26 protein-coding genes and 1 pseudogene are annotated in these 24,050 nt (G+C 37.0%); 26 read left to right on the forward strand and 1 reads right to left on the reverse strand.

Annotated elements, in window-relative coordinates:
* Positions 1–27 precede the first annotated feature (27 nt).
* The 17 genes and pseudogenes from ndk (at position 28) to NSQ40_RS08190 (ending at position 15,041) form a co-directional block, all read left to right on the forward strand.
* Positions 28–474: a nucleoside-diphosphate kinase gene (gene ndk, locus NSQ40_RS08110; protein WP_003206516.1), complete on the forward strand. Its 447-nt coding sequence runs from the start codon at positions 28–30 to the stop codon at positions 472–474.
* 517 nt (positions 475–991) lie between these two features.
* Positions 992–2,164 carry a chorismate synthase gene (gene aroC / locus NSQ40_RS08115; RefSeq protein ID WP_018780987.1) on the forward strand — a complete coding sequence of 391 codons (1,173 nt, stop codon included), beginning with the start codon at positions 992–994 and terminating at the stop codon, positions 2,162–2,164.
* Positions 2,164–3,255 carry a 3-dehydroquinate synthase gene (aroB, locus tag NSQ40_RS08120; RefSeq protein WP_003206512.1) on the forward strand — a complete coding sequence of 364 codons (1,092 nt, stop codon included), beginning with the start codon at positions 2,164–2,166 and terminating at the stop codon, positions 3,253–3,255. Before aroC ends, aroB begins: the two co-directional genes overlap by 1 nt.
* A 53-nt stretch (positions 3,256–3,308) precedes the next feature.
* Positions 3,309–3,603, forward strand: a pseudogene (locus tag NSQ40_RS08125) (chorismate mutase).
* A gap of 14 nt (positions 3,604–3,617) precedes the next feature.
* Positions 3,618–4,730 carry a histidinol-phosphate transaminase gene (gene hisC, locus NSQ40_RS08130; protein WP_258248224.1) on the forward strand — a complete coding sequence of 371 codons (1,113 nt, stop codon included), beginning with the start codon at positions 3,618–3,620 and terminating at the stop codon, positions 4,728–4,730.
* A gap of 331 nt (positions 4,731–5,061) precedes the next feature.
* On the forward strand, positions 5,062–6,345 hold the full coding sequence (gene aroA, locus NSQ40_RS08135; RefSeq protein WP_373568678.1) for a 3-phosphoshikimate 1-carboxyvinyltransferase: 1,284 nt from the start codon (positions 5,062–5,064) through the stop codon (positions 6,343–6,345).
* 121 nt (positions 6,346–6,466) lie between these two features.
* A complete protein-coding gene (locus tag NSQ40_RS08140; RefSeq protein WP_003196347.1) occupies positions 6,467–7,729 on the forward strand; it encodes a tetratricopeptide repeat protein in 1,263 nt (420 codons plus the stop codon).
* 73 nt (positions 7,730–7,802) lie between these two features.
* Complete coding sequence (locus NSQ40_RS08145) at positions 7,803–8,339, forward strand: ReoY family proteolytic degradation factor (protein WP_003206504.1); 537 nt, start codon at positions 7,803–7,805, stop codon at positions 8,337–8,339.
* Positions 8,340–8,503: 164 nt separating this feature from the next.
* Positions 8,504–8,965, forward strand: coding sequence for a YpiF family protein (locus NSQ40_RS08150; RefSeq protein WP_018764280.1), 462 nt, complete (start codon positions 8,504–8,506; stop codon positions 8,963–8,965).
* A gap of 139 nt (positions 8,966–9,104) precedes the next feature.
* The gene (qcrA, locus tag NSQ40_RS08155; RefSeq protein ID WP_003196349.1) at positions 9,105–9,617 is read left to right on the forward strand and encodes a menaquinol-cytochrome c reductase iron-sulfur subunit; all 513 of its coding nucleotides are present in this window, start codon (positions 9,105–9,107) and stop codon (positions 9,615–9,617) included.
* The gene (gene qcrB / locus NSQ40_RS08160; RefSeq protein ID WP_000932700.1) at positions 9,618–10,292 is read left to right on the forward strand and encodes a menaquinol-cytochrome c reductase cytochrome b subunit; all 675 of its coding nucleotides are present in this window, start codon (positions 9,618–9,620) and stop codon (positions 10,290–10,292) included. It begins immediately after the preceding gene.
* A gap of 57 nt (positions 10,293–10,349) precedes the next feature.
* Positions 10,350–11,117, forward strand: coding sequence for a menaquinol-cytochrome c reductase cytochrome b/c subunit (gene qcrC / locus NSQ40_RS08165; RefSeq protein WP_003206500.1), 768 nt, complete (start codon positions 10,350–10,352; stop codon positions 11,115–11,117).
* Positions 11,118–11,241: 124 nt separating this feature from the next.
* Positions 11,242–11,832 (forward strand): DUF1405 domain-containing protein, encoded by a 591-nt coding sequence (locus NSQ40_RS08170; RefSeq protein WP_098100765.1) that lies wholly within the window; start codon positions 11,242–11,244, stop codon positions 11,830–11,832.
* Positions 11,833–11,859: 27 nt separating this feature from the next.
* Positions 11,860–12,546: a lipoprotein intramolecular transacylase Lit gene (gene lit, locus NSQ40_RS08175; RefSeq protein ID WP_018764282.1), complete on the forward strand. Its 687-nt coding sequence runs from the start codon at positions 11,860–11,862 to the stop codon at positions 12,544–12,546.
* 78 nt (positions 12,547–12,624) lie between these two features.
* On the forward strand, positions 12,625–13,413 hold the full coding sequence (gene ypjB, locus NSQ40_RS08180; protein WP_018764283.1) for a sporulation protein YpjB: 789 nt from the start codon (positions 12,625–12,627) through the stop codon (positions 13,411–13,413).
* A 104-nt stretch (positions 13,414–13,517) separates the two neighbouring features.
* Positions 13,518–14,201: a zinc metallopeptidase gene (locus NSQ40_RS08185; RefSeq protein ID WP_018764284.1), complete on the forward strand. Its 684-nt coding sequence runs from the start codon at positions 13,518–13,520 to the stop codon at positions 14,199–14,201.
* A gap of 201 nt (positions 14,202–14,402) precedes the next feature.
* Positions 14,403–15,041 (forward strand): uracil-DNA glycosylase, encoded by a 639-nt coding sequence (locus tag NSQ40_RS08190; protein ID WP_371391949.1) that lies wholly within the window; start codon positions 14,403–14,405, stop codon positions 15,039–15,041.
* Between the two features lie 105 nt (positions 15,042–15,146).
* Here the strand turns inward: NSQ40_RS08190 and NSQ40_RS08195 are convergent, their stop codons facing one another.
* Complete coding sequence (locus NSQ40_RS08195) at positions 15,147–16,028, reverse strand: YitT family protein (RefSeq protein ID WP_016114108.1); 882 nt, start codon at positions 16,026–16,028, stop codon at positions 15,147–15,149.
* 384 nt (positions 16,029–16,412) lie between these two features.
* Between NSQ40_RS08195 and NSQ40_RS08200 the strand changes: the two genes are divergently transcribed.
* From NSQ40_RS08200 to panC, 9 genes are all read left to right on the forward strand, one after another.
* The gene (locus NSQ40_RS08200; RefSeq protein ID WP_044880798.1) at positions 16,413–16,754 is read left to right on the forward strand and encodes a nucleotide pyrophosphohydrolase; all 342 of its coding nucleotides are present in this window, start codon (positions 16,413–16,415) and stop codon (positions 16,752–16,754) included.
* Positions 16,754–17,554 (forward strand): 4-hydroxy-tetrahydrodipicolinate reductase, encoded by an 801-nt coding sequence (dapB, locus tag NSQ40_RS08205; protein ID WP_003206495.1) that lies wholly within the window; start codon positions 16,754–16,756, stop codon positions 17,552–17,554. The genes NSQ40_RS08200 and dapB overlap by 1 nt, the downstream gene beginning before the upstream one ends.
* Positions 17,555–17,571: 17 nt before the next feature.
* Entirely contained in the window at positions 17,572–17,967 is a 396-nt protein-coding gene (gene mgsA, locus NSQ40_RS08210; protein ID WP_003196367.1) for a methylglyoxal synthase, read from the forward strand.
* An 11-nt stretch (positions 17,968–17,978) separates the two neighbouring features.
* Complete coding sequence (gene bshB1, locus NSQ40_RS08215; RefSeq protein ID WP_003196368.1) at positions 17,979–18,683, forward strand: bacillithiol biosynthesis deacetylase BshB1; 705 nt, start codon at positions 17,979–17,981, stop codon at positions 18,681–18,683.
* Entirely contained in the window at positions 18,680–19,825 is a 1,146-nt protein-coding gene (bshA, locus tag NSQ40_RS08220; RefSeq protein WP_018764288.1) for an N-acetyl-alpha-D-glucosaminyl L-malate synthase BshA, read from the forward strand. Before bshB1 ends, bshA begins: the two co-directional genes overlap by 4 nt.
* Entirely contained in the window at positions 19,812–21,005 is a 1,194-nt protein-coding gene (locus NSQ40_RS08225; RefSeq protein WP_033796007.1) for a CCA tRNA nucleotidyltransferase, read from the forward strand. Before bshA ends, NSQ40_RS08225 begins: the two co-directional genes overlap by 14 nt.
* Positions 20,990–21,970, forward strand: a complete 981-nt coding sequence (locus NSQ40_RS08230; RefSeq protein ID WP_098100763.1) for a biotin--[acetyl-CoA-carboxylase] ligase — start codon at positions 20,990–20,992, stop codon at positions 21,968–21,970. The genes NSQ40_RS08225 and NSQ40_RS08230 overlap by 16 nt, the downstream gene beginning before the upstream one ends.
* 383 nt (positions 21,971–22,353) lie before the next feature.
* Complete coding sequence (gene panB, locus NSQ40_RS08235) at positions 22,354–23,190, forward strand: 3-methyl-2-oxobutanoate hydroxymethyltransferase (protein ID WP_003196375.1); 837 nt, start codon at positions 22,354–22,356, stop codon at positions 23,188–23,190.
* Positions 23,190–24,038, forward strand: coding sequence for a pantoate--beta-alanine ligase (panC, locus tag NSQ40_RS08240; RefSeq protein WP_098114633.1), 849 nt, complete (start codon positions 23,190–23,192; stop codon positions 24,036–24,038). The genes panB and panC overlap by 1 nt, the downstream gene beginning before the upstream one ends.
* Positions 24,039–24,050 lie beyond the last annotated feature (12 nt).

Consider the following 24,050-nt stretch of genomic DNA (forward strand, 5'->3'; position numbering starts at 1 on the left):
CATAATTCAGAAGTGGAGAGATTTTTTATGGAAAAAACATTTCTAATGGTAAAACCAGACGGCGTACAACGTGCCTTCATTGGGGAAATTGTAGCTCGCTTTGAGAAAAAGGGCTTTCAATTAGTTGGTGCGAAATTAATGCAAGTTACTCCAGAAATTGCAGGAAAACATTACGCTGAGCACACAGAAAAACCTTTCTTTGGTGAATTAGTAGATTTCATTACATCTGGTCCTGTTTTTGCAATGGTATGGCAAGGGGAAGGTGTAGTAGATACTGCTCGTAATATGATGGGTAAAACAAGACCTCATGAAGCAGCACTAGGTACAATTCGTGGCGATTTTGGTGTAACAGTTGCGAAAAATATTATCCATGGTTCTGATTCTCTAGAAAGTGCAGAACGTGAGATTGGTATTTTCTTTAAAGAAGAAGAATTAGTAGACTACTCAAAATTAATGAATCAATGGATTTACTAATTATTTTAAAATAATTTGTAAACGCTTTAATTACTGTGGTAATAGTGAAAAGTGCAAGGAGAGTGTGAATACTCTTCTTGCACTTTTTTAGTTTCAAATAGTTACGAAGTAAGGCTCGGTATGATATATTGATACATAAAGTAAAACCTCTATGAAGGAAGAATAACTTTTGAACAAGACATAAAATCTTTCTTTTTAGGTGGGAGAGAGCATCCGTTCATGCGTAGAAGCGGTCAGCCCCTCTTCGTGCTCCATGCCAAGTGAAAACAAAGCGAGAAGTGCGGGTCACCTTTAGTTTTTCATAGCAACGAGTTATATGTTGAAAAAACAAAATGGAGTTATATAGTAGAAAATAGGGAAATCCTATATCTTCACTATATATACATACAACTTGAAAGACGACATAAAACCTTTCTTTTTAGGTGGGAGAGAGCATCCGCTCATGCGTAGAAGCGGTCAAATCCTCATCCTATCATTAATGTGGGATAAAATAATTACAAGAAAAGGGGAATATCCGATGCGATACATCACAGCGGGTGAATCTCATGGTTCGCAGCTTACGACAATTTTAGAAGGTATTCCAGCAGGGTTATCTTTAGTAGCAGATGATATAAATGAAGAATTAGCAAGAAGGCAGAAAGGTTACGGACGTGGCAGACGTATGCAGATTGAAAAAGATCAAGCACAAATTGTCAGTGGTGTTAGACATGGACTTACGCTTGGGTCTCCAATTGCACTCGTTGTCGAAAATCGAGATTTTACCCATTGGACAAAGATTATGGGAGTAGATCCGTTAACTGAACAAGAAGCAAAAGAAATGAAAAGACAAATTACAAGACCGAGACCTGGTCATGCTGATTTAAATGGTGCAATTAAATATGGACACCGTGATATGAGAAATGTACTTGAACGCTCTTCAGCACGTGAAACAACAGTTCGAGTTGCAGCAGGAGCTGTTGCGAAAAGACTTTTAGCAGAGTTAGGTGTAAAGGTTGCTGGACATGTAATTGAAATTGGCGGTGTGCAGGCAGAAAAGCTTACATATGACTCAATAGAACAACTACAAGAAATTACAGAAGCATCCCCGGTTCGTTGCTTAGATGAGGAAGCATCTAAAAAGATGATGCAGGCAATTGATGATGCAAAAACAAGTGGAGATTCTATTGGTGGAATTGTTGAAGTGATTGTAGAGGGAATGCCAATTGGAGTAGGGAGTTATGTGCATTATGACCGAAAACTCGATGCGAAATTAGCAGCGGCAGTAATGAGTATAAATGCTTTTAAAGGTGTGGAAATTGGCATTGGATTTGAAGCGGCACATAAGCCAGGAAGTCAAGTGCACGATGAAATTCTTTGGGATCAAGAAAAAGGGTATACGAGACGAACAAATCATGCTGGTGGATTAGAAGGTGGCATGACAACAGGTATGCCGGTTGTCGTACGCGGCGTCATGAAACCCATTCCAACGCTATATAAGCCGCTTCAAAGTGTTGATATTGATACGAAAGAATCTTTTTCAGCGAGCATTGAACGTTCTGATAGTTGTGCTGTACCAGCAGCTAGTGTTGTGGCGGAAGCAGTTGTTGCATGGGAACTAGCAGTAGCTTTAGTGGAACAATTTGGAGCAGATCGTATGGATTGTATTCGTGAAAATATTAAGAAACATAATGAATATGCGAGGGAATTTTAATGGAGAAAATACATATTCAGACGCAGTCTAAAGAGTATGATGTATATGTAGGAAAAGATGCGTTGTCACATTTGACAGCGCTTGTTCGAAATATGGAACCGACTGTTTCTAATGTAATGGTCATTTCTGATGAATCTGTCGCATCATTTCATTTAGAAGAAGTTATGGATGCATTGCAAGTAGAAAAACATGTTTTTTCATTTGTTGTTCCAAGTGGAGAGAAAGAAAAATCATTTGAAAACTTTTATGCGGCTCATACGTCAGCGCTTGAAAATGGGATGGATCGACATTCTTTAGTTGTTGCACTTGGAGGAGGAATGATCGGTGATTTAGCTGGTTTTGTTGCGGCGACATTTATGCGCGGTATTCGCTTTATTCAAGTTCCAACAACGTTACTGGCACATGACAGCGCAGTTGGTGGAAAAGTTGCCATTAATCACCCTCTAGGAAAAAATATGATAGGAGCGTTTCATCAGCCAGAAGCAGTTCTATATCATACACCATTTTTAAATTCATTACCGGAAAAAGAGTGGCGTTCAGGATTTGCTGAAGCGATTAAACATGCTTTTATCGGTGATGTTGAATTATATCATTGGTTAAAGCGAGAAGTGAAAACATTAGAAGATGTACGGGATGAAAAATTAATTTATATATTACAGCGAGCAATTCCTGTAAAAGCAAATATTGTAGCGCAAGACGAAACTGAAAAAGGTGTGCGTGCTCACTTGAATTTTGGACATACATTAGGACATGCTCTTGAAAAAGAGATGGGGTATGGGAAAATTACTCATGGTGATGGAGTAGCAATTGGTATGTTATTCGCGATATTCTTAAGTGAACAAATTTATAAAGTAGACCTTGGTTATAAGGAAATTAAGCGGTGGTTTTCTCAGTATGGTTATCCACATATGCCAAGGAATCTAAATATAGAACGTCTTGTGCAAGTGATGAAGCAAGATAAAAAAGCGAACGCAGGAATAATTCGTATGGTACTTATGCAGGAATATGGGGTAGTGAATGTCGTATCTATTTCAGATGAGACTGTCCATACTACATTAGAAGCATTTCAAAGAGATGAGGAATCTATTTGATTCGCGCAATTCGCGGCGCGATTACAGTCGAACATAATGAAGCTGAGGAGATATTGACTGCAACAGAGCGTTTAGTGAAGAGAATAGCAAATGACAATGGAATCTATCCGGCTGATATTGTATCGGTGTTAATTTCTACAACAGCTGACATAAATGCATGTTTTCAGGCAGCGACTTGGAAGACTTTACTTATTACCGGTGATGTGTGTAAAAGAAATAGATGTACCGAATGCTTTGCAGAAGTGTATTCGTGTGATGATGACAGTCACGACAAGACAGTTGCAGCATGAAGTAGAGTGTGTGCATGTAGAAAAGGCGATTGTACTGCGGTCTGATCTAGTAAAATGACAGGGGGAATCAAAATGAGAGTAAAAGAGCAATTGTTAACTTTGAAAGCATATGTACCTGGCAAAAACATTGAAGAAGTAAAAAGAGAATATGGATTATCTAAAATTGTAAAATTAGCATCTAATGAAAACCCGTTCGGCTGTTCAAAACGTGTAACGGAAGCTTTAGCTTCATTAAGCACACAATATGCTTTATATCCAGATGGAGCAGCTTTTGAACTTCGTGAAAAAGTAGCCGCACACCTTCATGTGAAACCAGAGCAACTTTTATTTGGTAGCGGTCTAGATGAAGTAATTCAAATGGTTAGTCGCGCTTTATTAGAAAAAGGTACAAATGTTGTGATGGCAAATCCAACATTTTCACAATACTATCACCATGCTGTAATTGAAAGGGCAGAGGTTCGTGAAGTGCCACTTAAGGACGGTATTCATGACTTGGACACGATGCTAAAGCAAATTGATGAACAAACGCAAATCGTATGGATTTGTAATCCGAACAATCCAACAGGAACATATGTAGAAAAGCAAAAATTACTTTCATTTTTAGAGGCGGTTCCGAAGTCAACACTCGTAATTATGGATGAAGCATACTATGAATATGCAGGAGCGAAAGAGTATCCACAAACATTGCCACTTCTTGAAGAGTATGAAAATCTCATGGTGTTACGTACATTTTCAAAAGCATATGGCTTAGCTGCTTTTCGTATTGGTTATGCTGTAGGGAATGAAAAACTCATACAGCAATTAGAAGTAGCAAGATTACCATTTAATACATCAGCTGTTGCACAAGCTGTTGGTTCGGTAGCGATAAAAGATCAAGAATTTTTACAAGAGTGCGTGAAGCAAAATGCTGAAGGATTAAATCAATATTATACGTTCTGTAAGGAGTACGACGTTTTTTACTATCCATCACAAACAAATTTCATATTCTTAAAGCTTGGGATTCCCGGTAATGAAGCATTTGAAAGATTAATGAGAAAAGGGTATATTGTTCGTTCAGGTGCTGCGTTTGGCTTGCCAGATGGTATCCGTATTACTGTTGGTTTAAAAGAAGAGAATGATGAGATTATTGAATTGCTGACGGAACTTGTGAAAGAGCAAAAAAAGAAAGAAGAAACATATTCTTAAGAAAAGGCGCGGCTCCCATTATAGGAGTCGTTTTCTTTAGGCTATACATATTTGCACGATGAAGAAGGAAAGCAGTACAATAAAGATATATACATACAAATTGGAAAACCGCCATAAAACATTTCTTTTTAGGAGGGAGAGAGGATCCGGTCGTGCATAGAAGCGGTCAGAGCTTTTTTCAGTCAGTCCCATGCCAAGTGAAAACAAAGAGAGAAAATGAGTGGGGATCTTCTTTTGTTTTTATAGCCGCGACTTATATGTTGGAAAATCAAAATGGATATATAGAGATGATATAGGTGTACAAAAGTATATATTATTTTTAATAGGGGTGATAAAAATGAGGAGACTCATAAGGCGGAAAAATGGTTTGAATGGAACGATTGCTGTGCCTGGAGATAAATCTATTTCACACCGCGCTGTGATGTTTGGAGTGATAGCAGAGGGAACAACAAAAATTTCAAATTTTTTATTAGGAGAAGACTGTTTAAGTACGATTGCTTGCTTTCGGAAATTAGGAATAATGATTGAGCAAGATGGTAACGATGTCATTGTATATGGAAAAGGATTAGCTGGATTACAGGAACCGAAAGAGGTGCTAGATGTAGGGAACTCAGGAACCACTATTCGTCTCATGCTTGGTATTTTAGCGAATGCTCCTTTCCATTGTACTATAATTGGGGATGAATCTATTGGAAAACGTCCTATGAAACGTGTTACAGCCCCTCTTCGTGAAATGGATGCACAAATTGAAGGTCGGGAAGATGGACAATATACGCCGTTGTCGATTCGTGGAGGAAACATAAAAGGTATACACTATCATTCTCCTGTAGCAAGTGCGCAGGTAAAATCAGCTATTTTACTTGCAGGATTGCAAGGAGAAGGGGTGACATCAGTAACAGAACCGTTACAATCTCGTGATCATACGGAAAGAATGCTGCGTGCATTTGGTTGTGAAGTGAATGTAGAAGGGCGAACTGTTTCTTTACAAGGGGGGCAATCGCTTGTAGGAACGGAAATAGAGGTTCCAGGTGATGTCTCTTCAGCTGCCTTTTTCTTAGTAGCGGGTGCAATTGTACCAAATAGTAAACTTGTATTGAAAAATGTTGGTTTAAATCCAACAAGAACAGGGATTCTGGATGTGTTATCAGAAATGGGAGCGCTTATTTCAATTCGTAATGTTCGAAATGAAGAGTTTGAACCATGTGGAGATATTACAATTGAAACTTCTGAACTGAAAGGAATTGAAATTGGCGGTTCACTTATTCCAAGGTTAATTGATGAAATTCCTATTATTGCTTTACTGGCGACACAGGCGACAGGAACAACAATTATTAAAGATGCAGAGGAGTTAAAAGTAAAAGAAACGAATCGCATCAATACGGTTGTTGATGAGCTTCGAAAACTGGGAGCGGAAATTGAAGCGACACCAGATGGTATGATTATTAATGGGAATCAGAAGTTACAAGGGAATATTGTTAATAGTCATGGGGACCATCGCATTGGCATGATGCTTGCAATTGCGTCTTGTATAGCAGAAGGAGAAATGCAAATTGAAAATGGTGATGCAGTTGCTGTATCCTATCCGAATTTTTTTGAGCAGTTAGAATCTCTGTGAAGCAAAAGGATCTTTTCAGTTTGGGAAGATTCTTTTCTGCTTCTTTGAGTTGCTTACATGGCAACAGTTGTTTATGATTAATGAACAGAAGAGAATATTATAAGAATTAAAGGAGACATTTATGCAAAAGTTTGAACAGGCTGTTTCTTATATTGAAAATGGGGAAGCGGAAAAAGGATTAACACAATTAAAAGAATTGGTAAAACAAGGGACAGATGAAGAGAAGTATGATATTGCTCGCTACTATCATACGCTTGGATTTATTGATGAAGCGTTAGCGATTACAGAAGATTTACGTTTGTTATATCCAGAAGAAAGTGAGTTTACAATATTTTTAGCAGAATTATATATTGATTTAGATAAAGAAGATGAGGCAATTGAAGTGCTTCATGATATCTCTGAAGACGATGAACTGTATGTTCAATCTTTACTACTTGTTGCGGATCTATTTCAAATGCAGGGCTTCGATGATGTTGCAGAGCAAAAACTATTAAAAGCAAAAGAAATGATGCCAGAAGAGCCTGTTATTACTTTTGGACTAGCAGAACTTTATAGCAGTAAAGGTGAGGAGCAAAAAGCGATTGCTTATTACCAGTCATTACTTTCTGATCACAAAGTAATGGGAGGTGTTGTAATTGCCCTTCGCTTAGCTGAAACGCTAAGTGCAATTGGAAACTGGGAAGAAGCAATTACGTACTATGAAGAAGGATTAGAAGAACAAAAAGATATTCATTCTTTATTTGGGTATGCATTTACACTTTATCAAGGTGAAGAGTATCAAAGGTCGATTGGAGCTTGGAAAGAATTAAAAGAACTAGACCCAGAATATGCATCCTTATATATGTATTTGGCTAAATGTTATGAAAGAGAAGGAATGCTTCAAGAAAGCTATGAAACACTTCATGAAGGAATTAAAATTGATGAATTATCTGTGCCTCTTTATGTAGAACTTGCAAATATTGCAGCGAAGATAGGGAAATTAGCAGAAGCAGAAGAATTGCTTCAAAAAGCATTACAGATTGATCCAGGACATTTAGGTGCGATATTAAAATATGCATATATCTTAAAAGAACAAGAGAAATATGAAGAACTAATTGTTGTTGTAGAAAATGCAATGGATAGTGGAGAACAAGATACACAATTACTTTGGGATCTGGCATTTGCGAAAAAACAATTAGAAATGTATTCTGATGCATTAAAACACTATGAGAGTGCATATACTTCTTTTAAGAATCATCCGGATTTCTTGGAAGAGTACGGTTATTTCCTATTAGAAGAAGGGTTGCGAAAAGAAGCGAAAGAAGTATTTACACGCTTACTACAACTGGATCCAACACAAATTCACATCGAAGAATTGCTATATAATTTAGAGGATTTTTCATAAGTTGGAAGGAAAGTGAATGCTGCTTCTTGAATCTAAATAAGAAAAGAGAAAGACAGAGGAGGGACTGAGCGCTATGAATACCCCTGTTTCTGTAAACGAGAAGAAGGATTTTGTAAAATGGTTTTTAAACAATTATCAACTGAAACAGCGTGAATGTGTATGGATTTTAAATTATTTAATGAGTCATGATCAATTAATGCACAAAGTCCACTTCGTAGAACATGCAAAATATTGCCCTCGTGGTTTAGTGATGTCAGCAAATTGTGTGAAAGATACACCGTTTCACTTCTTTAAACAAAATGTTATGACGACGGATGCAGAAAAATCATTTCATGACATTCGTTTAAATCGAGATGAGGATATTTATATTCAACTTAATTTTAAATCATCGTTCCAAAATGCAAATTATGTAGCAGTATTAGAAGAAAATCCGTACTTGCCAAAGCATATTGAAGTAAATGAAAAAGATCGTTTACTTGCAGAACGATTTTTAGAAGAGAGTGTATTTTCATTTCGAAGAGATCGACTTTTAAAGCAAATTGATGAAGCGCTGGACAATCAAGATAAGGAAGCTTTTTGTAAGTTAACAGAGGAATTGAAAAGTTTGTAGGGAATGATGATTTTCTTTAATTTTGACAAATTTCTAACTATTTAAAGAAAAACTACCTAATATAGGTAGTTTTTCTTTTTTTACCTGTTTTAGTATGGTTTAATAGATATAAAGTGAAAGTTCTGTCATTTAGAATGAGATAATGGGCAAAGGAGGGAATTATGATGAAATGGGCTGTAAAAGATGCGGAGCAATTTGAACAAGCTAGAGAGTATGTGGATACTGGTATTATACCCCTTCTTTCTATTTCAGTAGCAAAAGAAATGAAGAGTGTTGTAGCGCAAGGGGAATTTATTGAAACTTTAAGCATGGAGTTAGAAAGAGAATATAAAGGAAGAGTGCTTTTGTTACCGCCGTTTACGTACTTAACGGAGCAGCAAAAGCAAGAGAAAGGGCGTTTACAAGATTGGACAAGTCATTTGCAGGAGCAAGGATTGAAACATATTGCTTATGTTACAAGTGACTTTGCATGGAAAGAGGGTGTAGATACGTTACCAGGTCATTTGTTTTGGTTACCTGCTTTATCGCTAGAGGAATTTAGTGATCAAGCGAAAAGAGAAGTAATTCATGCGCATGTAAAAAATATAATGGAATTATTGACAGAAAAGTGGGAAAATAAAAAATAAGCAGATAGTTCTTATGATTATGAGTAGTATGATATTGACCTGCGCATGTGGGTATTATATCATGATAGTGTCCTAGTTTTTATTTTTTTATACTGTTTTGTCACGAGGGGACAATTTCTGATAGAGGGGGGAAATTTTCGTGAGCGAGAAAGAACATCGTGTGTCAAGAAGACAATTTTTAAACTACACGCTTACAGGTGTAGGAGGTTTTATGGCAGCTGGAATTTTAATGCCAATGACGCGCTTTGCACTTGATCCAGTTTTAAGGAAAGAAGCGGGGGGAGAGATGGTTGCTGTTGCGCAAGTTAAAGAGATTACAACAGAACCAAAACGCTTTGACTTTAAGGTAAAGCAGGTTGATGGATGGTACAAGTCCGAAGAACCAAAATCTGCTTGGGTGCATAAAGATGAAAGCGGAGACATTGTAGCGTTTTCTCCAGTGTGTAAACATTTAGGGTGTACGGTTAACTGGAATTCAGACAAGTCGCATCCTAATCAATTTTTTTGCCCATGTCACGGGGGACGTTACACAAAAGATGGCATAAACATAAAGGGAACGCCGCCTCTTGCTCCACTTGATGTGTATGAATCCAAAGTGAAGGATGGAACGCTTTATTTAGGAAAAGCAAAGCCAAGAGGGGGTGCGAAATAGATGTTAAATAAAATTTATGATTGGGTGGACGAACGGTTAGATATTACACCGATATGGCGTGATATTGCCGACCATGAAGTACCCGAACATGTAAATCCAGCACATCACTTTTCTGCATTCGTCTACTGCTTTGGAGGACTTACGTTTTTTGTTACTGTAATTCAAATTTTGTCAGGAATGTTTTTAACAATGTATTATGTACCGGATATTAAAAATGCTTGGGAATCGGTTTATTATTTACAAAATGAAGTTGCGTATGGACAAATTGTACGTGGCATGCACCATTGGGGTGCCAGCCTTGTAATTGTAATGATGTTTTTACATACACTTAGGGTTTTCTTCCAAGGTGCATATAAGAAACCTCGTGAATTAAATTGGATTGTCGGTGTTCTTATTTTCTTTGTTATGCTAGGTCTTGGTTTTACCGGATATTTATTACCATGGGATATGAAAGCGTTATTTGCAACAAAAGTAGGGATTCAAATTGCGGAGCAAACACCGCTTATCGGCCCTTATATTAAAACATTACTTGCTGGTCACTCCGAAATTGTCGGGGCTCAAACATTAACTCGCTTCTTTGCTATTCACGTCTTCTTCTTACCAGCAGCACTTCTAGGCTTAATGGCCTTCCACTTCATCATGATTCGCAAACAAGGTATTTCTGGTCCGCTATAAGTAAGAGATTGCTAATTTGAAAGAATAGGAGAAAAACTGAATTGAAGGAGGGAGATTATGCATCGCGGCAAAGGGATGAAGTTTGTGGGAGATTCACGAGTACCTGTAGCACGTAAACCGAATATCCCGAAAGATTATTCTGAATATCCAGGGAAAACAGAAGCGTTTTGGCCGAACTTCTTGTTGAAAGAATGGATGGTTGGTGCGGTTTTTTTAATCGGTTATTTATGTTTAACGGTGGCGCACCCGTCGCCACTTGAGAGAATGGCGGATCCTACAGATGCAGGATATATACCACTTCCAGACTGGTATTTCTTATTTCTGTATCAGCTTTTAAAGTACTCATATGCATCAGGCTCATTTACTGTAATCGGCGCGTTTATTATGCCAGGGATTGCATTTGGAGCATTACTATTGGCGCCATTTCTCGATCGAGGTCCTGAAAGACGTCCATTGAAACGACCAGTTGCAACTGGATTCATGCTTTTAGCAATTGCTTCTATCATCTTTTTAACATGGGAGTCTGTGGCACATCATGACTGGGAAGCTGCAAAAAAACAAGGTGCAATTGTGAAAACGACACCAGTAGATAAAAATGATGAAGGTTATAAATTGATGCAAAAAAATACATGTTTAACATGTCATGGTGATAACTTGCAAGGTGGTGCAGCGGCGCCAGCGCTGCAGAATTTAACGTTAAAACCAGAAGAAATTGCAAAGATTGCGAAAGATGGAAAAGGTGCGATGCCTAAAGGAGTATTTAAGGGCACAGATGAAGAATTGAAGAAGCTCTCAGAATTTATTACGAAATATAATAAAAAATAATTGAAGGCTGACTACGAATTTGTAGTCAGCTTTTCTGTTTGTAACACAAAGTTTGCTATAATAAAAGCATAGCGTTTTAGAGAATAAAAAAGTTACTTTGTTTGAAAGGTGTTGTATATACATATTGGTCTACGTGTATGCGTTATTAAGACAGCGTTCGGTTTTACTACTTTTGTTCATCATTAACATTTTAGGGACAATATATGGTTTTATTTGGTATGGAGATCAACTGATGGAAACTTCATTGATATTCTGGCCATTTGTTCCTGATAGTCCTATTGCAAGTTTCTTCTTTGTTTTTGTATTACTGGCCTTTTTGTGTAATAAAAATTGGGGACTAATAGAAGCTTTAGCAATCGTTTCCTTAATGAAATATGGTATTTGGGCTGTTGTTGTAAATGGCATTATGTTTATGGTTAAGGGCAATCTTGAGTTTATGAGTTATATGTTGGTGCTTTCTCATTTTGCAATGGCTATACAAGGTTTATTATATGCCCCGTTTTACCGTATAAAAAAGTGGCATTTTATTGTAGCAGGTATATGGACGTTACATAATGATGTAATCGACTATTTGTTTTGGCAAATGCCGAGATATGGTATTATGCATTTGTTTGTAGAACAGATTGGTTACTTTACATTTTGGTTAAGTATTGTTGTATTAACTATTACATACTATTATTGTTTGAGAAAAAATCGAAAACAGTTTTCGTTATGAAATTAAATGAGGAATTGGAGAAAGAAAATGAATAAAAATAAGATAGGTGTAAGAATATTCGATCGTTTGATAACTACTATTGTCTCATACTGTATAGCATTTTCTATTTTTGCTATTGCAACTACAATTGTTGTATATGGGAAATGGTTATATTATGCAGATATACATTTTTTAAATATACCAGATTTAGCAAATATGACAGAATCAGAAATTAAGAAGAACTATGATGTACTGATGACATACCTTTCTCCTTTTTATCATGAATCATTACAATTGCCTACACTAGATATGTCAACAAGTGGAAGAATTCATTTTGTTGATGTGAAAAATATTTTAGTGAAGATTCAATACGGGATGTGTATGGCGCTCAGTATTGCTTTATTGGGCGGGGGGTATTTATTGCGTAAACGAAAGATGAAGTTTTTATTACATGGCGCAATTTTGACCATTATATTTCCGATTGCGCTTACTTTGCCTATTGCAATTAATTTTGAAAAGAGTTTTGTACTATTCCATAAACTTCTTTTTAGCAATGATTATTGGCAATTTGATAGTGAAACAGATCCTATTATTTTAATGCTACCAGAACAGTTTTTTATGCATGCAGCATGTGTAATTTTAATATTGATTTTATGTGGGAGTGCTTTTTGTTATTGTATGTATAGATATTTATTAAAAAAGCGGAAGTCTTCAATGGAAAATCTTTATTCATAAAATATTTTTCGGTTTCGTTCTGTTCTATTCTTGTCCACCTTAACATATTTTGTACTAGTAGTTATAGGGGGGACCGGAATGAAGAGAGTCTTAATTGGAATGATAGCATTTCTGATTATATTGTTTCCAGTACGTATATACGCTGAAAAATGGAATGAGTTAACGGGGCTATTAGATGATTCCTTGCAACTTGTAAAACAAGAAGAATATAAGAAAGCAACGCAAGTATTGCAACATTTTTCAGAACAATTTGTATTGCGGGAGAATGAAAAGGAAAATAAACTAACACCCATGCATTTTCGGGTAATCTCTTTAGCGTATGACAGGGCACAGCGATCGCTTGGGGAAGAAAGTTTAGATCAGCAAATAAAAATAGATGATGTATTGGCACTACAATTGGTGGTAGATGCGGAAGTATCTAAGTATCAACCGCTTTGGATAGAACGAGAAGGACGTGTTATGGGGGCTTTTGATAAAGTTGAAAAGGCACTTCAAACAGAAGATGATGAACGATTCCAACAATCATTAAATACATTTTTGCATGAATTTGATGTGATTTATCCAAGTTTAATGATTGCATTGCCGGAAAATCAATCACAGCGTGTAAATGCGCATTTATCGTATTTGGATGAATTCCGTAATGTGATGTTAAAAAATAAAAGTGGACAAATGCAAGTAGGGATTATAAAAGGAGATTTACAAAAAATATTTCAAACAGCAAAGAAAGATGAAGTGGACTCTTCTCTCATATGGTTTATGACAATTACAGGTGGACTTATTTTCTTTACATTAACGTACGTCGGTTGGAGAAAATATAAGGGAGAGAAAGCGAAGCGTACCAGTGGGATACATTCTAAAAATCGATAAGATCACTAATATAGACAAGGATTGTAAGGTTTCTTTATTGACAATATATAAAGAAGAAAATAGAATGGATAGTACTATAATTACGACTTCAATGGAGGTTCATAATGGCTTTTTATTTAGTTTATTTCGCGATCATTATGATCATACCGTTGTATGCACAGTCAAAAGTACGCAGTGCTTATAGCAAATATTCACAGGTGTATTCAACATCGGGTATGACAGGAGCGGAAGTAGCTCGAAAAATTTTAGATGAAAATGGTTTGTATAACGTAGCTGTAGAAGAAACACCAGGGCATTTGTCAGACCACTATGACCCAACAGCCAAAACGGTTCGCTTGTCAACTGATAACTATTATGGTCATTCAGTTGCTGGAACAGCTGTAGCAGCTCATGAAGTAGGGCATGCGATTCAAGATGCGAAAGATTATAAGTTTATGCGTTTTCGTCATTCTTTAGTTCCAGTTGCAAGCTTCGGATCGAACATGTCATGGGTGTTCATTATGATTGGTATATTTGCATCGATGACAAAGCTATTGTTACTAGGGATTATTTTAATGGCAGCAGGTGTAGTTTTCCAGCTCGTTACATTGCCGGTTGAGTTTGATGCTTCAAAACGCGCAATGCAGCAAATTGAAGCACTTGGAATTGTATCAACAGACGAATATGGGCAAGCACGTAAAGTATTAAATGCAGCAGCTTTAACATATGTTGCAGCGGCGGCAGTAGCGGTATTTGAATTGCTTCGTCTAGTATTAGTTTATACAGGGATGCAGCGTAGCGATGATTAAAGACTATCGATTTCGATAGTCTTTTTCTTTATCCCGCTATTTGTGGACAGTAAGACTCAAGCCTTAAGTTTCAGAGAGAAGCGATGAATTTTGTTTTATAATTTGTTTATTATTGTAAATTGATAACAAGTAGCATAATGAAATTTAAAGAGCAAGTTATAATAGTAAGAAGCATAGGTAAAATGATTATGAGTGAAGGTGATGGAAATGCAATATCCAGATTCATTAGTACTGCATGTGAAAAAACTTAGTGCTCCCTATCCATTAGAAGGTTTTTTATGTGGACAAGGTCCTGAAAAGCCGAAACTAATGCTTGTTGGAGAAGCGCCAGGAGAAACAGAAATTCATAATGGCATTCCGTTTAGTGGAAGAGCAGGTAAGGAGTTAATGGGATTTTTAGAACGTATCGGCCTTACAAGGGAAGAAGTATATATTACGAGCACTGTACGTAGCCGGCCTTATATATGGAGAGAGAAAAGAGAGCGGAGCGGGCAAGTTGCTCAGCAGAAATATAATCGAACCCCAAATCAGGGAGAAATACTTATACATGCTCCTTTGTTAGATTATGAGATGGAGCACGTGCAAGCACCGGTTATTGTCACACTTGGAAATATTGCATTAAAGCGTTTAGTGGGACCAGATAAAAAAATTACTGATGTTCATGGACAATTATTGCAGCAGCCAGTACGAAGACTAAAAAATAATCAAAGTACAGATTTTATATGGACCGAGAAGATATATAATATTTTTCCGACATTTCATCCAGCATCAATTTTTTATAATAGAGGCTTGTTGGATTTGATTTATGAGGATTTAGAAAAATTAGGGAAGTATATATAGTAGAAGTTTTCTTTATAGTGGTTTACAACTTAAAAAGCTATCGGGTTCGATAGCTTTTTAAGTTGTGTATTTGGAAAGTGTAGTAATGTTAGAGATCTAGCATGTTTAATTATGTAATGGATTTTTATTTTCGTCTAATGTAAAGCCTTCACCAACTACATCATGTACATCACTTACTGCAACAAATGCATGAGGATCTACTGAAGTAATAATATTCTTTAGTTTTACGATTTCATTTTTTGCCACAACACAATAAAGTACGTTTCGCTCAATCTTTGTATAAGAGCCAACTGCTTTTAAAAAGGTTGCCCCGCGCTCCATCTCGGATAAAATCTTGGCAGCAATCTCGTCGTTTTTATCTGAAATAATGGTTGCTCCTTTTGCTGCATATGCTCCTTCTTGCATAAAGTCAATGACCTTTGCTCCGATAAAGACCGCAACTAACGTATACATGCCCTCGCGATAAGATAGATATGTAAGAATGGAGATGACAATGACAACAGCGTCAAACATAAACATTGTTTTTCCCATGCTCCAGCCAACATATTTATGAGCTAATCGAGCAATAATATCGACGCCACCAGTTGTTCCACCGTATTTGAATATAATTCCGAGACCAATCCCAATAAATGCTCCAGCGAACAGGGCTGCTAATGTCATATCATTTTGCAAATTCAAATGTAAATTTAATGATTCGTAGCGCTGAAAAATCCATAGAAATAAGGAGACGCTAAACGTTCCGATTAATGTGTATAAGAAAGTTGTTCGGCCGAGTAATTTCCAACCGACAAAAAAGAGAGGGATGTTTAAGATTAAGTTTGTATACGATGGATCAAGGGAAAAGAGAAAATAAAGCAATAACGTAATTCCTGTAAAGCCACCTTCTGCTAAGTGATTTTCAATATTAATATTTACGATGCCAAAAGAGAAGATAGCGGAACCAATCAAAATAAATATAATGTTTCGAATCTTTAAGTTGGTTTTCATGTAGCAAGCCCCCTAATATGTAATTGTTACTTCGCTCCGTTGAAATAGCTAATGACGAAGAAACACGATAAGAATAGTAAGTCATTTGTATGATTGTAATTGGTAAGAGGTAACCTTTTACAGGAAGAACATTTGCAAAAGAAAGTTTCACTTTACCCCGCACTAACGGTTGGTAAGGAGTAAGGTGAGAAGAAAAGACTAACTAACCGTAAGAGCCCGATTGGTTCAACTAATCTTTTGCAAGAAGAACATTTGCAAAAGAAAGTTTCACTTTATTATAGTCTATCCAAAAATACGTGGCAAATAGGGACGAAAGAGGAATAATATTTGTCAAATCGCCATGAATTGGCTAACATGAAAGAGGAAGGATTAGAGGTGAACAACATGGAACAAAAAACGATGAAAGATATGCAGAAAGAAGTAGATGCATATATTAGTCAATTTAAAGAAGGTTATTTCAGTCCGCTTGCAATGATGGCTCGTTTGACAGAAGAAATGGGTGAACTTGCAAGGGAAGTGAACCACTATTACGGTGAGAAGCCGAAGAAAACGACTGAAAAAGAACGAACAATTGAAGAAGAACTTGGAGATGTATTATTTGTTATGATCTGCATGGCAAATAGCTTACATATTGATTTAGAAACAGCACATAACATTGTAATGGATAAATTTAATACACGTGATAAAGATCGCTGGACACGTATTGAAGAGGGAGAGAAAGAATAATGAAAGATATTAAAGTGATTATTGCTGGACCAAGAGGACGTATGGGACACGAAGCAGTACTTCTAATGGAAAGAACACCACATTTTCAATTAGTAGCAGCAGTTGATTATAAGCATGGTGGTGAAATGATTTCAAATCTTCCTGGAATGCCTACATTACATGCACCAATCTATGCGGATTTACATACTTGTTTAAATGAAGTAGAAGCGGATGTATTGCTAGATTTAACGACACCAGAGGTCGGCAAAGAACATGTTACACTCGCTGTTGAACATGGTCTTCGTTCCGTTATTGGTACGACAGGGTTTACAGAAGAAGAACTTCAGCATTTAACAGACACTGCGAAAGAAAAACAGGTAGGTACTATTATTGCTCCAAACTTTGCAATTGGTGCAATACTTATGATGAAGTTTTCTCAAATGGCAGCGAAATATTTCCAAGATGTTGAAGTGATTGAACTACATCATGATCAAAAATTAGATGCACCATCAGGTACAGCTGTAAAAACGGTAGATTTAATTCGTCAAAATCGTGAACCAAAACAACAAGGTCATCCAAATGAAACAGAACAATTAAAAGGAGCACGTGGTGCAAATGTAGATGGTATTCATATTCATAGCGTGCGTTTACCAGGGCTTATTGCGCATCAAGAAGTATTGTTTGGCGGAGACGGACAGATGTTAACAGTTCGTCATGATTCATTCAACAGAGCATCATTTATGTCTGGAGTAAAATTATCTATTGAAACAGTAATGAATCTTGACCATCTTGTATATGGATTAGAGAAGATTATCGATTAAAGGGGGGGGGAAGACGGATGAAGATTTCCTTAATTGCACATGACAAAAAGAAAGATGATATGGTTTCGTTTGCATACGCATATAAACCAATTTTTGAACAACATGAACTTTTTGCTACGGGAACAACAGGCCTTCGCATTATGGAAGCGACAGGACTTACAGTCACAAGATATCAATCTGGTCCTCTTGGCGGCGATCAAGAAATTGGTGCAATGATTGCAAAAAACGATTTAGACATGGTGATTTTCTTTCGGGACCCGCTAACAGCACAACCACATGAGCCAGATGTAAATGCATTGCTTCGTTTATGTGATGTGTATGCGATTCCGCTTGCAACGAATATGGCAAGTGCTGAGATGTTAATGCATGCATTAGAACGAGGAGATTTAGACTACCGAAAGTTACGAAAATGAGGGAACAAATTATGAGAGGATTACATATATTAGCGTTTGGTGCCCATGCCGATGATGTTGAAATCGGCATGGCTGGCACTATTGCCAAATATACAAAACAAGGATATGAAGTTGGCATTTGTGATTTGACAGAAGCCGATTTATCCTCAAATGGGACGGTTGAACTAAGAAAAGAAGAAGCGCAAGCAGCCGCTCGTATCATGGGAGTGACAGAGCGAATCAATTTAGCAATGCCAGACCGCGGTCTGTATATGAAAGAAGAATATATAAGAGAAATCGTAAAAATTATTCGGACATATAAGCCAACGCTTATTTTTGCACCATACTATGAAGATCGCCACCCAGACCATGCGAATTGTGCGAAACTCGTGGAAGAAGCTGTGTTTTCAGCAGGTGTTCGTAAATATATGCCAGAAATGTCACCACATCGCGTACAATCTTTTTATTATTATATGATTAATGGTTTTCATAAACCGAATTTCTGCATTGATATTAGCGAACATCTTTCTGAAAAGATAGCCGCGTTAGAAGCCTATGAAAGCCAATTTACAGCAGGAAGTGATGGTGTGAAGACACCTTTAACAGAAGGTTATGTCGAAACAGTAATCGCTCGTGAGAAAATGTTTGGAAAAGAAGTTGGAGTTATGTATGCTGAAGGATTTATGAGTAAAAAGCCAGTTTTATTACATGCTGATTTAATAGGGGGATGTAAATGAAATTGAAAATAGGTATAACATGTTATCCTTCTGTTGGTGGTTCTGGGGTTGTAGGAACTGAATTAGGAAAACAATTGGCTGAACGAGGTCATGAAATTCACTTCATTACCTCTGGAGTTCCATTCCGATTAAATAAAGTATATCCAAACATTTATTTTCATGAAGTAACGGTAAATCAATATTCTGTCTTTCAATATCCACCTTACGATTTAGCATTAGCAAGTAAAATGGCAGAGGTTGCACAGAGAGAAAACTTGGATGTTTTACATGTACACTATGCAATACCACATGCAATTTGTGCATACTTAGCAAAGCAAATGATTGGAGACGATATTAAAATCGTTACGACGTTACATGGAACTGATATTACTGTACTTGGTTCAGATCCTTCTCTAAATAATTTAATACGGTTTGGTATTGAGCAATCTGATGTTGTTACAGCTGTATCTCACTCGTTAATTCAAGAAACACATGAGCTTGTAAAGCCAAATAAAGAAATTCAAACTGTATATAATTTTATTGATGAGCGTGTCTATTTTAAGAGAGATATGTCCCAACTAAAAAAAGAGTATGGCATACGTGAAGATGAAAAGGTATTAATTCATATTTCGAATTTTCGCAAGGTCAAGCGTGCACAAGATGTTGTCCAGTCATTTGCTAAAATTGTAAAAGAAGTGGCAGCGAAATTATTACTTGTTGGTGATGGGCCAGAATTTTGTACAATTTTACAGTTGGTGAAAAGCTTACATATTGAAGAACATGTTTTGTTTTTAGGAAAACAGGATAATGTTGCTGAGCTTCTTGCAATGAGCGATTTAATGTTGCTTTTATCAGAAAAAGAAAGCTTTGGCCTCGTTTTACTAGAAGCAATGGCGTGTGGTGTGCCATGTATTGGTACGCGTGTTGGAGGTATTCCAGAAGTTATTCAACATGGTGAAACGGGATATATATGTGAAGTTGGAGATATCAAAGGTATAGCTAAGCAAGCGATACAATTGCTTAAAAACGACGATCTCCATCAAAATATGGCACAGCGCGCCATGGAAGCTGTATATGAGCAATTTCGTTCAGAAAATATTGTTTCACAATATGAGGCAATTTATTATGACATACTAAGGGATGACAAAAATGAAACGATTTAAACAAGCTGGAGCAATTATTGAGACATTGAAACAACATGGGCATGAAGCATATTTTGTTGGGGGAAGTGTGCGTGATTTTATTATCAATAGACCAATTGGTGATATTGATATCGCAACATCAGCTCTTCCAGAAGAAGTGATGCATTTATTCCCAAGACATGTCCCTGTTGGGCTTGAACATGGTACGGTTATTGTTGTTCAAGAAGGTATTCCGTATGAAGTGACAACATTTCGAACGGAGAGTGATTATGAAGATTTTCGCAGACCAAGTAGTGTTCAGTTTGTTCGTTCATTAGAAGAAGATTTAAAACGACGAGATTTTACTATGAATGCGATTGCGATGAATGAAGAAGGAAACATCATTGATTTGTTTGCGGGGCAAGAGGCAATTCGTAAACAAGAAATTGCAACAGTAGGGAATGCTGCGGATCGCTTTCAAGAAGATGCACTACGTATGATGCGGGGTATTCGCTTTGTTAGTACTTTAGGATTCTTTTTAGAGGAACAAACGAAACGTGCGATTGAGGAGTATGGGCATTTACTGGAACATATAGCGATTGAAAGAATTACAGTTGAGTTTGAAAAGCTGTTGACGGGTAAATATTGTGTAAATGGGCTTCAACAACTAGTAGAGACGAAACTAGTTACGCACTTACCATATTTACAAATGTCAGAAGAAAGAATTTTAAAAGCTATGCAATATAACTGGGATTTTTTTGAAACCGATATCGAGGCGTGGGCATTTTTCTTATATTGTATTGGTGAAGAACATCCATCAGTTTTCTTGCGTCAATGGAAATTTTCAAACAAAAAAATAAAAGATATTGTAGCTGTTATATTAGCAATCCGCTCTAGAAAAACAAAGTCTTGGGATGCAGTTTTTCTATACAAGACAGGTTTGCATACTGCTTTAATGGCGGAAAGAGTATATCAAGCTATTATAAAAAAATATGATATATTTTCTGTAAATCAGGTACAGTCATTATTTGATTCATTATCCATTCATAATCGTCAGGAAATGAAAGTAAGCGGTAATGATTTGTTAGGTTGGACAGAAAAAACGCCTGGACCATGGGTGGCAGAAGTGTTGCAAAGAATCGAAGAAGAAATTTTACAAGAACGATTAGAAAATGAGAAAGAGAAAATAAGGGAGTGGCTACAAGGATGCAATCTACTATAAGAAAACAATTGCTGCAGATTTTTTCTGCAGCAGATGGCGAGTTTGTATCTGGTCAAACAATTAGTGACAAGCTTGGCTGCTCAAGAACCGCTGTTTGGAAACATATGGAGGATCTTCGGAGCGAAGGATATGAACTAGAAGCTGTGCGCCGTCTAGGATATCGGATTGCTAGTAAGCCAGATAAAGTAACAGCGAATGAAATTCAATTAGGCTTACAGACAGAATTTATAGGGAGAACTGTTTATTTTAAAGAATCTGTAGAGTCTACGCAGCATATTGCAGCAAAACTTGCTTATGAAGGGGCGGCGGAGGGAACAATTGTCGTTGCGGAAGAGCAAACAGCAGGACGCGGCCGTTTGAGTAGAAAATGGCACTCACCAAAAGGGACAGGGATTTGGATGAGTATTATTTTACGTCCAGCTATTCCCGTTCATCATGCCCCTCAGCTTACTTTATTAGCAGCTGTTAGTGTAGCACAAGCAATTGAGAAATGTACAGGTGTGAATGTGGGAATTAAATGGCCCAATGATATTTTAATTGAAGGAAAAAAAGCTGTCGGTATTTTAACAGAGATGCAGGCTGACCCAGATAAGATTAATGCTGTTATTATGGGAATTGGAATTAATGCAAATCAAGGGCAAGAACATTTTGCAGATGAGATTAAAGAAATTGCAACATCTTTAGCAATTGAATCAGGAAAACCAATTGTGCGAGCAGAGATTATGCAACAGATCTTTTTACAAATGGAAAAGTTATATCAAGAATATGTAAAAAATGGTTTTTCGGTTATTAAACTTCTTTGGGAAAGTTATGCAATAAGTATTGGAAAAGAAATTACGGCCCGAACGATGAAAGATACGATTACAGGTGTAGCAAAAGGAATTACAGCGGATGGTGTACTTATGTTAGAAGATGATAAAGGTCAACTTCATCATATTCATTCTGCTGATATAGAAATTAAGTAGAGAGAAGTTCCTGCTTGGGAGCTTCTTTTTATTTGTACATTGGATGACAGTAAGAATAGAATTGTTTACTGTTATATTCGTTGCTATTCTTGAAATTTCACATACTGTAATAGGAATAGAAAATTATTTTTTCAAAAAAATGTAGCAATTTTATTTCTTAGTTTGCTATAATTAGTTCGAATATGGGCAGTATCTGAGTGAACTGCACCATTATTTCAAGCAATGAAGAAAAATAATTTGGATTCTGCCTTGATCCAACAACGGACTGGGACAGAGGGATGAATTTTGCCGACTAACACAACCCATCTGCCCTTTTTTGGTCAGATGGGTTTTTTATATGATTTCGGCCATCTCCTCTCTCCTGAATAAAGGAGGAGTAGTTTTTGAAAACGACAACAGATTTTTTAAAAATGAAAGAGAAAGGTGAGCCGATTACGATGCTTACTGCGTATGATTATCCATCTGCAAAGCTCTCAGAAGAAGCTGAAGTTGATATGATTTTAGTAGGGGATTCCCTTGGAATGGTTGTACTTGGATACGATTCTACCATTCCAGTAACGGTAGATGATATGATTCATCATACGAAAGCAGTGCGCCGCGGCGCAAAGGAAACTTTTATTGTAACGGATATGCCGTTTATGTCTTACCATGTATCTTTGCAAGAAACGATGCATAATGCGCGCCGCATCGTGCAAGAGAGCGGAGCACATGCAGTGAAGGTAGAAGGAGCGGATGAGGTAGTATCAATCATTCGCTTCTTAACGAATGCAGGAATTCCTGTTGTATCTCATCTTGGTTTAACACCTCAATCTGTAGGTGTATTAGGTGGCTATAAAGTACAAGGAAAAGATGCTGAAAGTGCAAAGAAATTGTTAGAAGATGCTAAGAAATGTGAAGAGGCTGGTGCAATGGCAATCGTTTTAGAATGCGTACCAATGCAACTAGCAGAGCTTGTATCACAGCAGCTGACGATTCCTACAATAGGTATTGGTGCAGGTAGTAAAGTAGATGGTCAAGTACTTGTTTATCATGATCTCATTTCGTATGGAGTGGAGCGTGTTCCAAAATTTGTGAAACAATATACATCAGTTCAAGAAGAAATTGTACGCGGAATCGCGCAATATGTTGCTGAAGTAAAAGCAGGACAATTTCCGGAAGAACAACATTCATTCACAATGAAAGAGGAAGAATGTGTAGCATTATACGGAGGGAAACAGTGATGAAAATTGTAACAACAGTGCAAGAGATGCAGCAAATTGCTAGTGAAATTCGTGCAAGTGGTAAAGATAGCGGTTTTGTTCCAACGATGGGATATTTACACGAAGGGCATGCAACTTTATTACGTCAAGCAAGGGAAGAAAATGAAGTTGTTATTTTAAGCGTATTTGTAAACCCATTACAATTTGGACCAAATGAAGATTTAGATTGCTATCCTCGGGATATCGAGAGAGATGAGAAAGTAGCAAAAGAAGCCGGGGTGGATTATTTATTTTATCCGAGCGTAGAAGAAATGTATCCTGCAGAACAGACAACAAAGGTTGAAGTTATAAAGCGTACAGACGTATTATGTGGTAAGCAAAGACCGATTCATTTTGAAGGTGTTGCGACTGTATTGATGAAACTATTTAATATTACAATGCCAAAGCGTGCCTACTTCGGTATGAAAGATGCACAGCAAGTCGCTGTTATCCAAGGATTTGTACGTGATTTCAATATTCCAATCACAATTGTACCTGTTGATATCGTTAGGGAAGAGGACGGATTAGCAAGAAGTTCTCGTAATGTATATTTATCAGAAAAAGAACGTGAGGAAGCACCACATTTATATCAAAGTTTATGTATAGCGAAAAAACGAATTGAAGCTGGAGAGCGTAATCCGCAAATCATTACACGTCTTGTGAAAGAATATATTGAGAAAAATACACAAGGTATCGTCGATTATGCAGATCTATATGCGTACCCAACTTTGACGGAAGTTGAAACAATTGGTGGGCGTATTATTCTTGCAATTGCAGTGAAGTTTGATAATGCACGTTTAATTGACAATATTACATTAACGGTTGAATAAGGGGGAATCATC

Origin of the sequence: Bacillus sp. FSL K6-6038, assembly GCF_038050455.1 — a bacterium.
GTDB lineage: Bacteria > Bacillota > Bacilli > Bacillales > Bacillaceae_G > Bacillus_A > Bacillus_A pseudomycoides.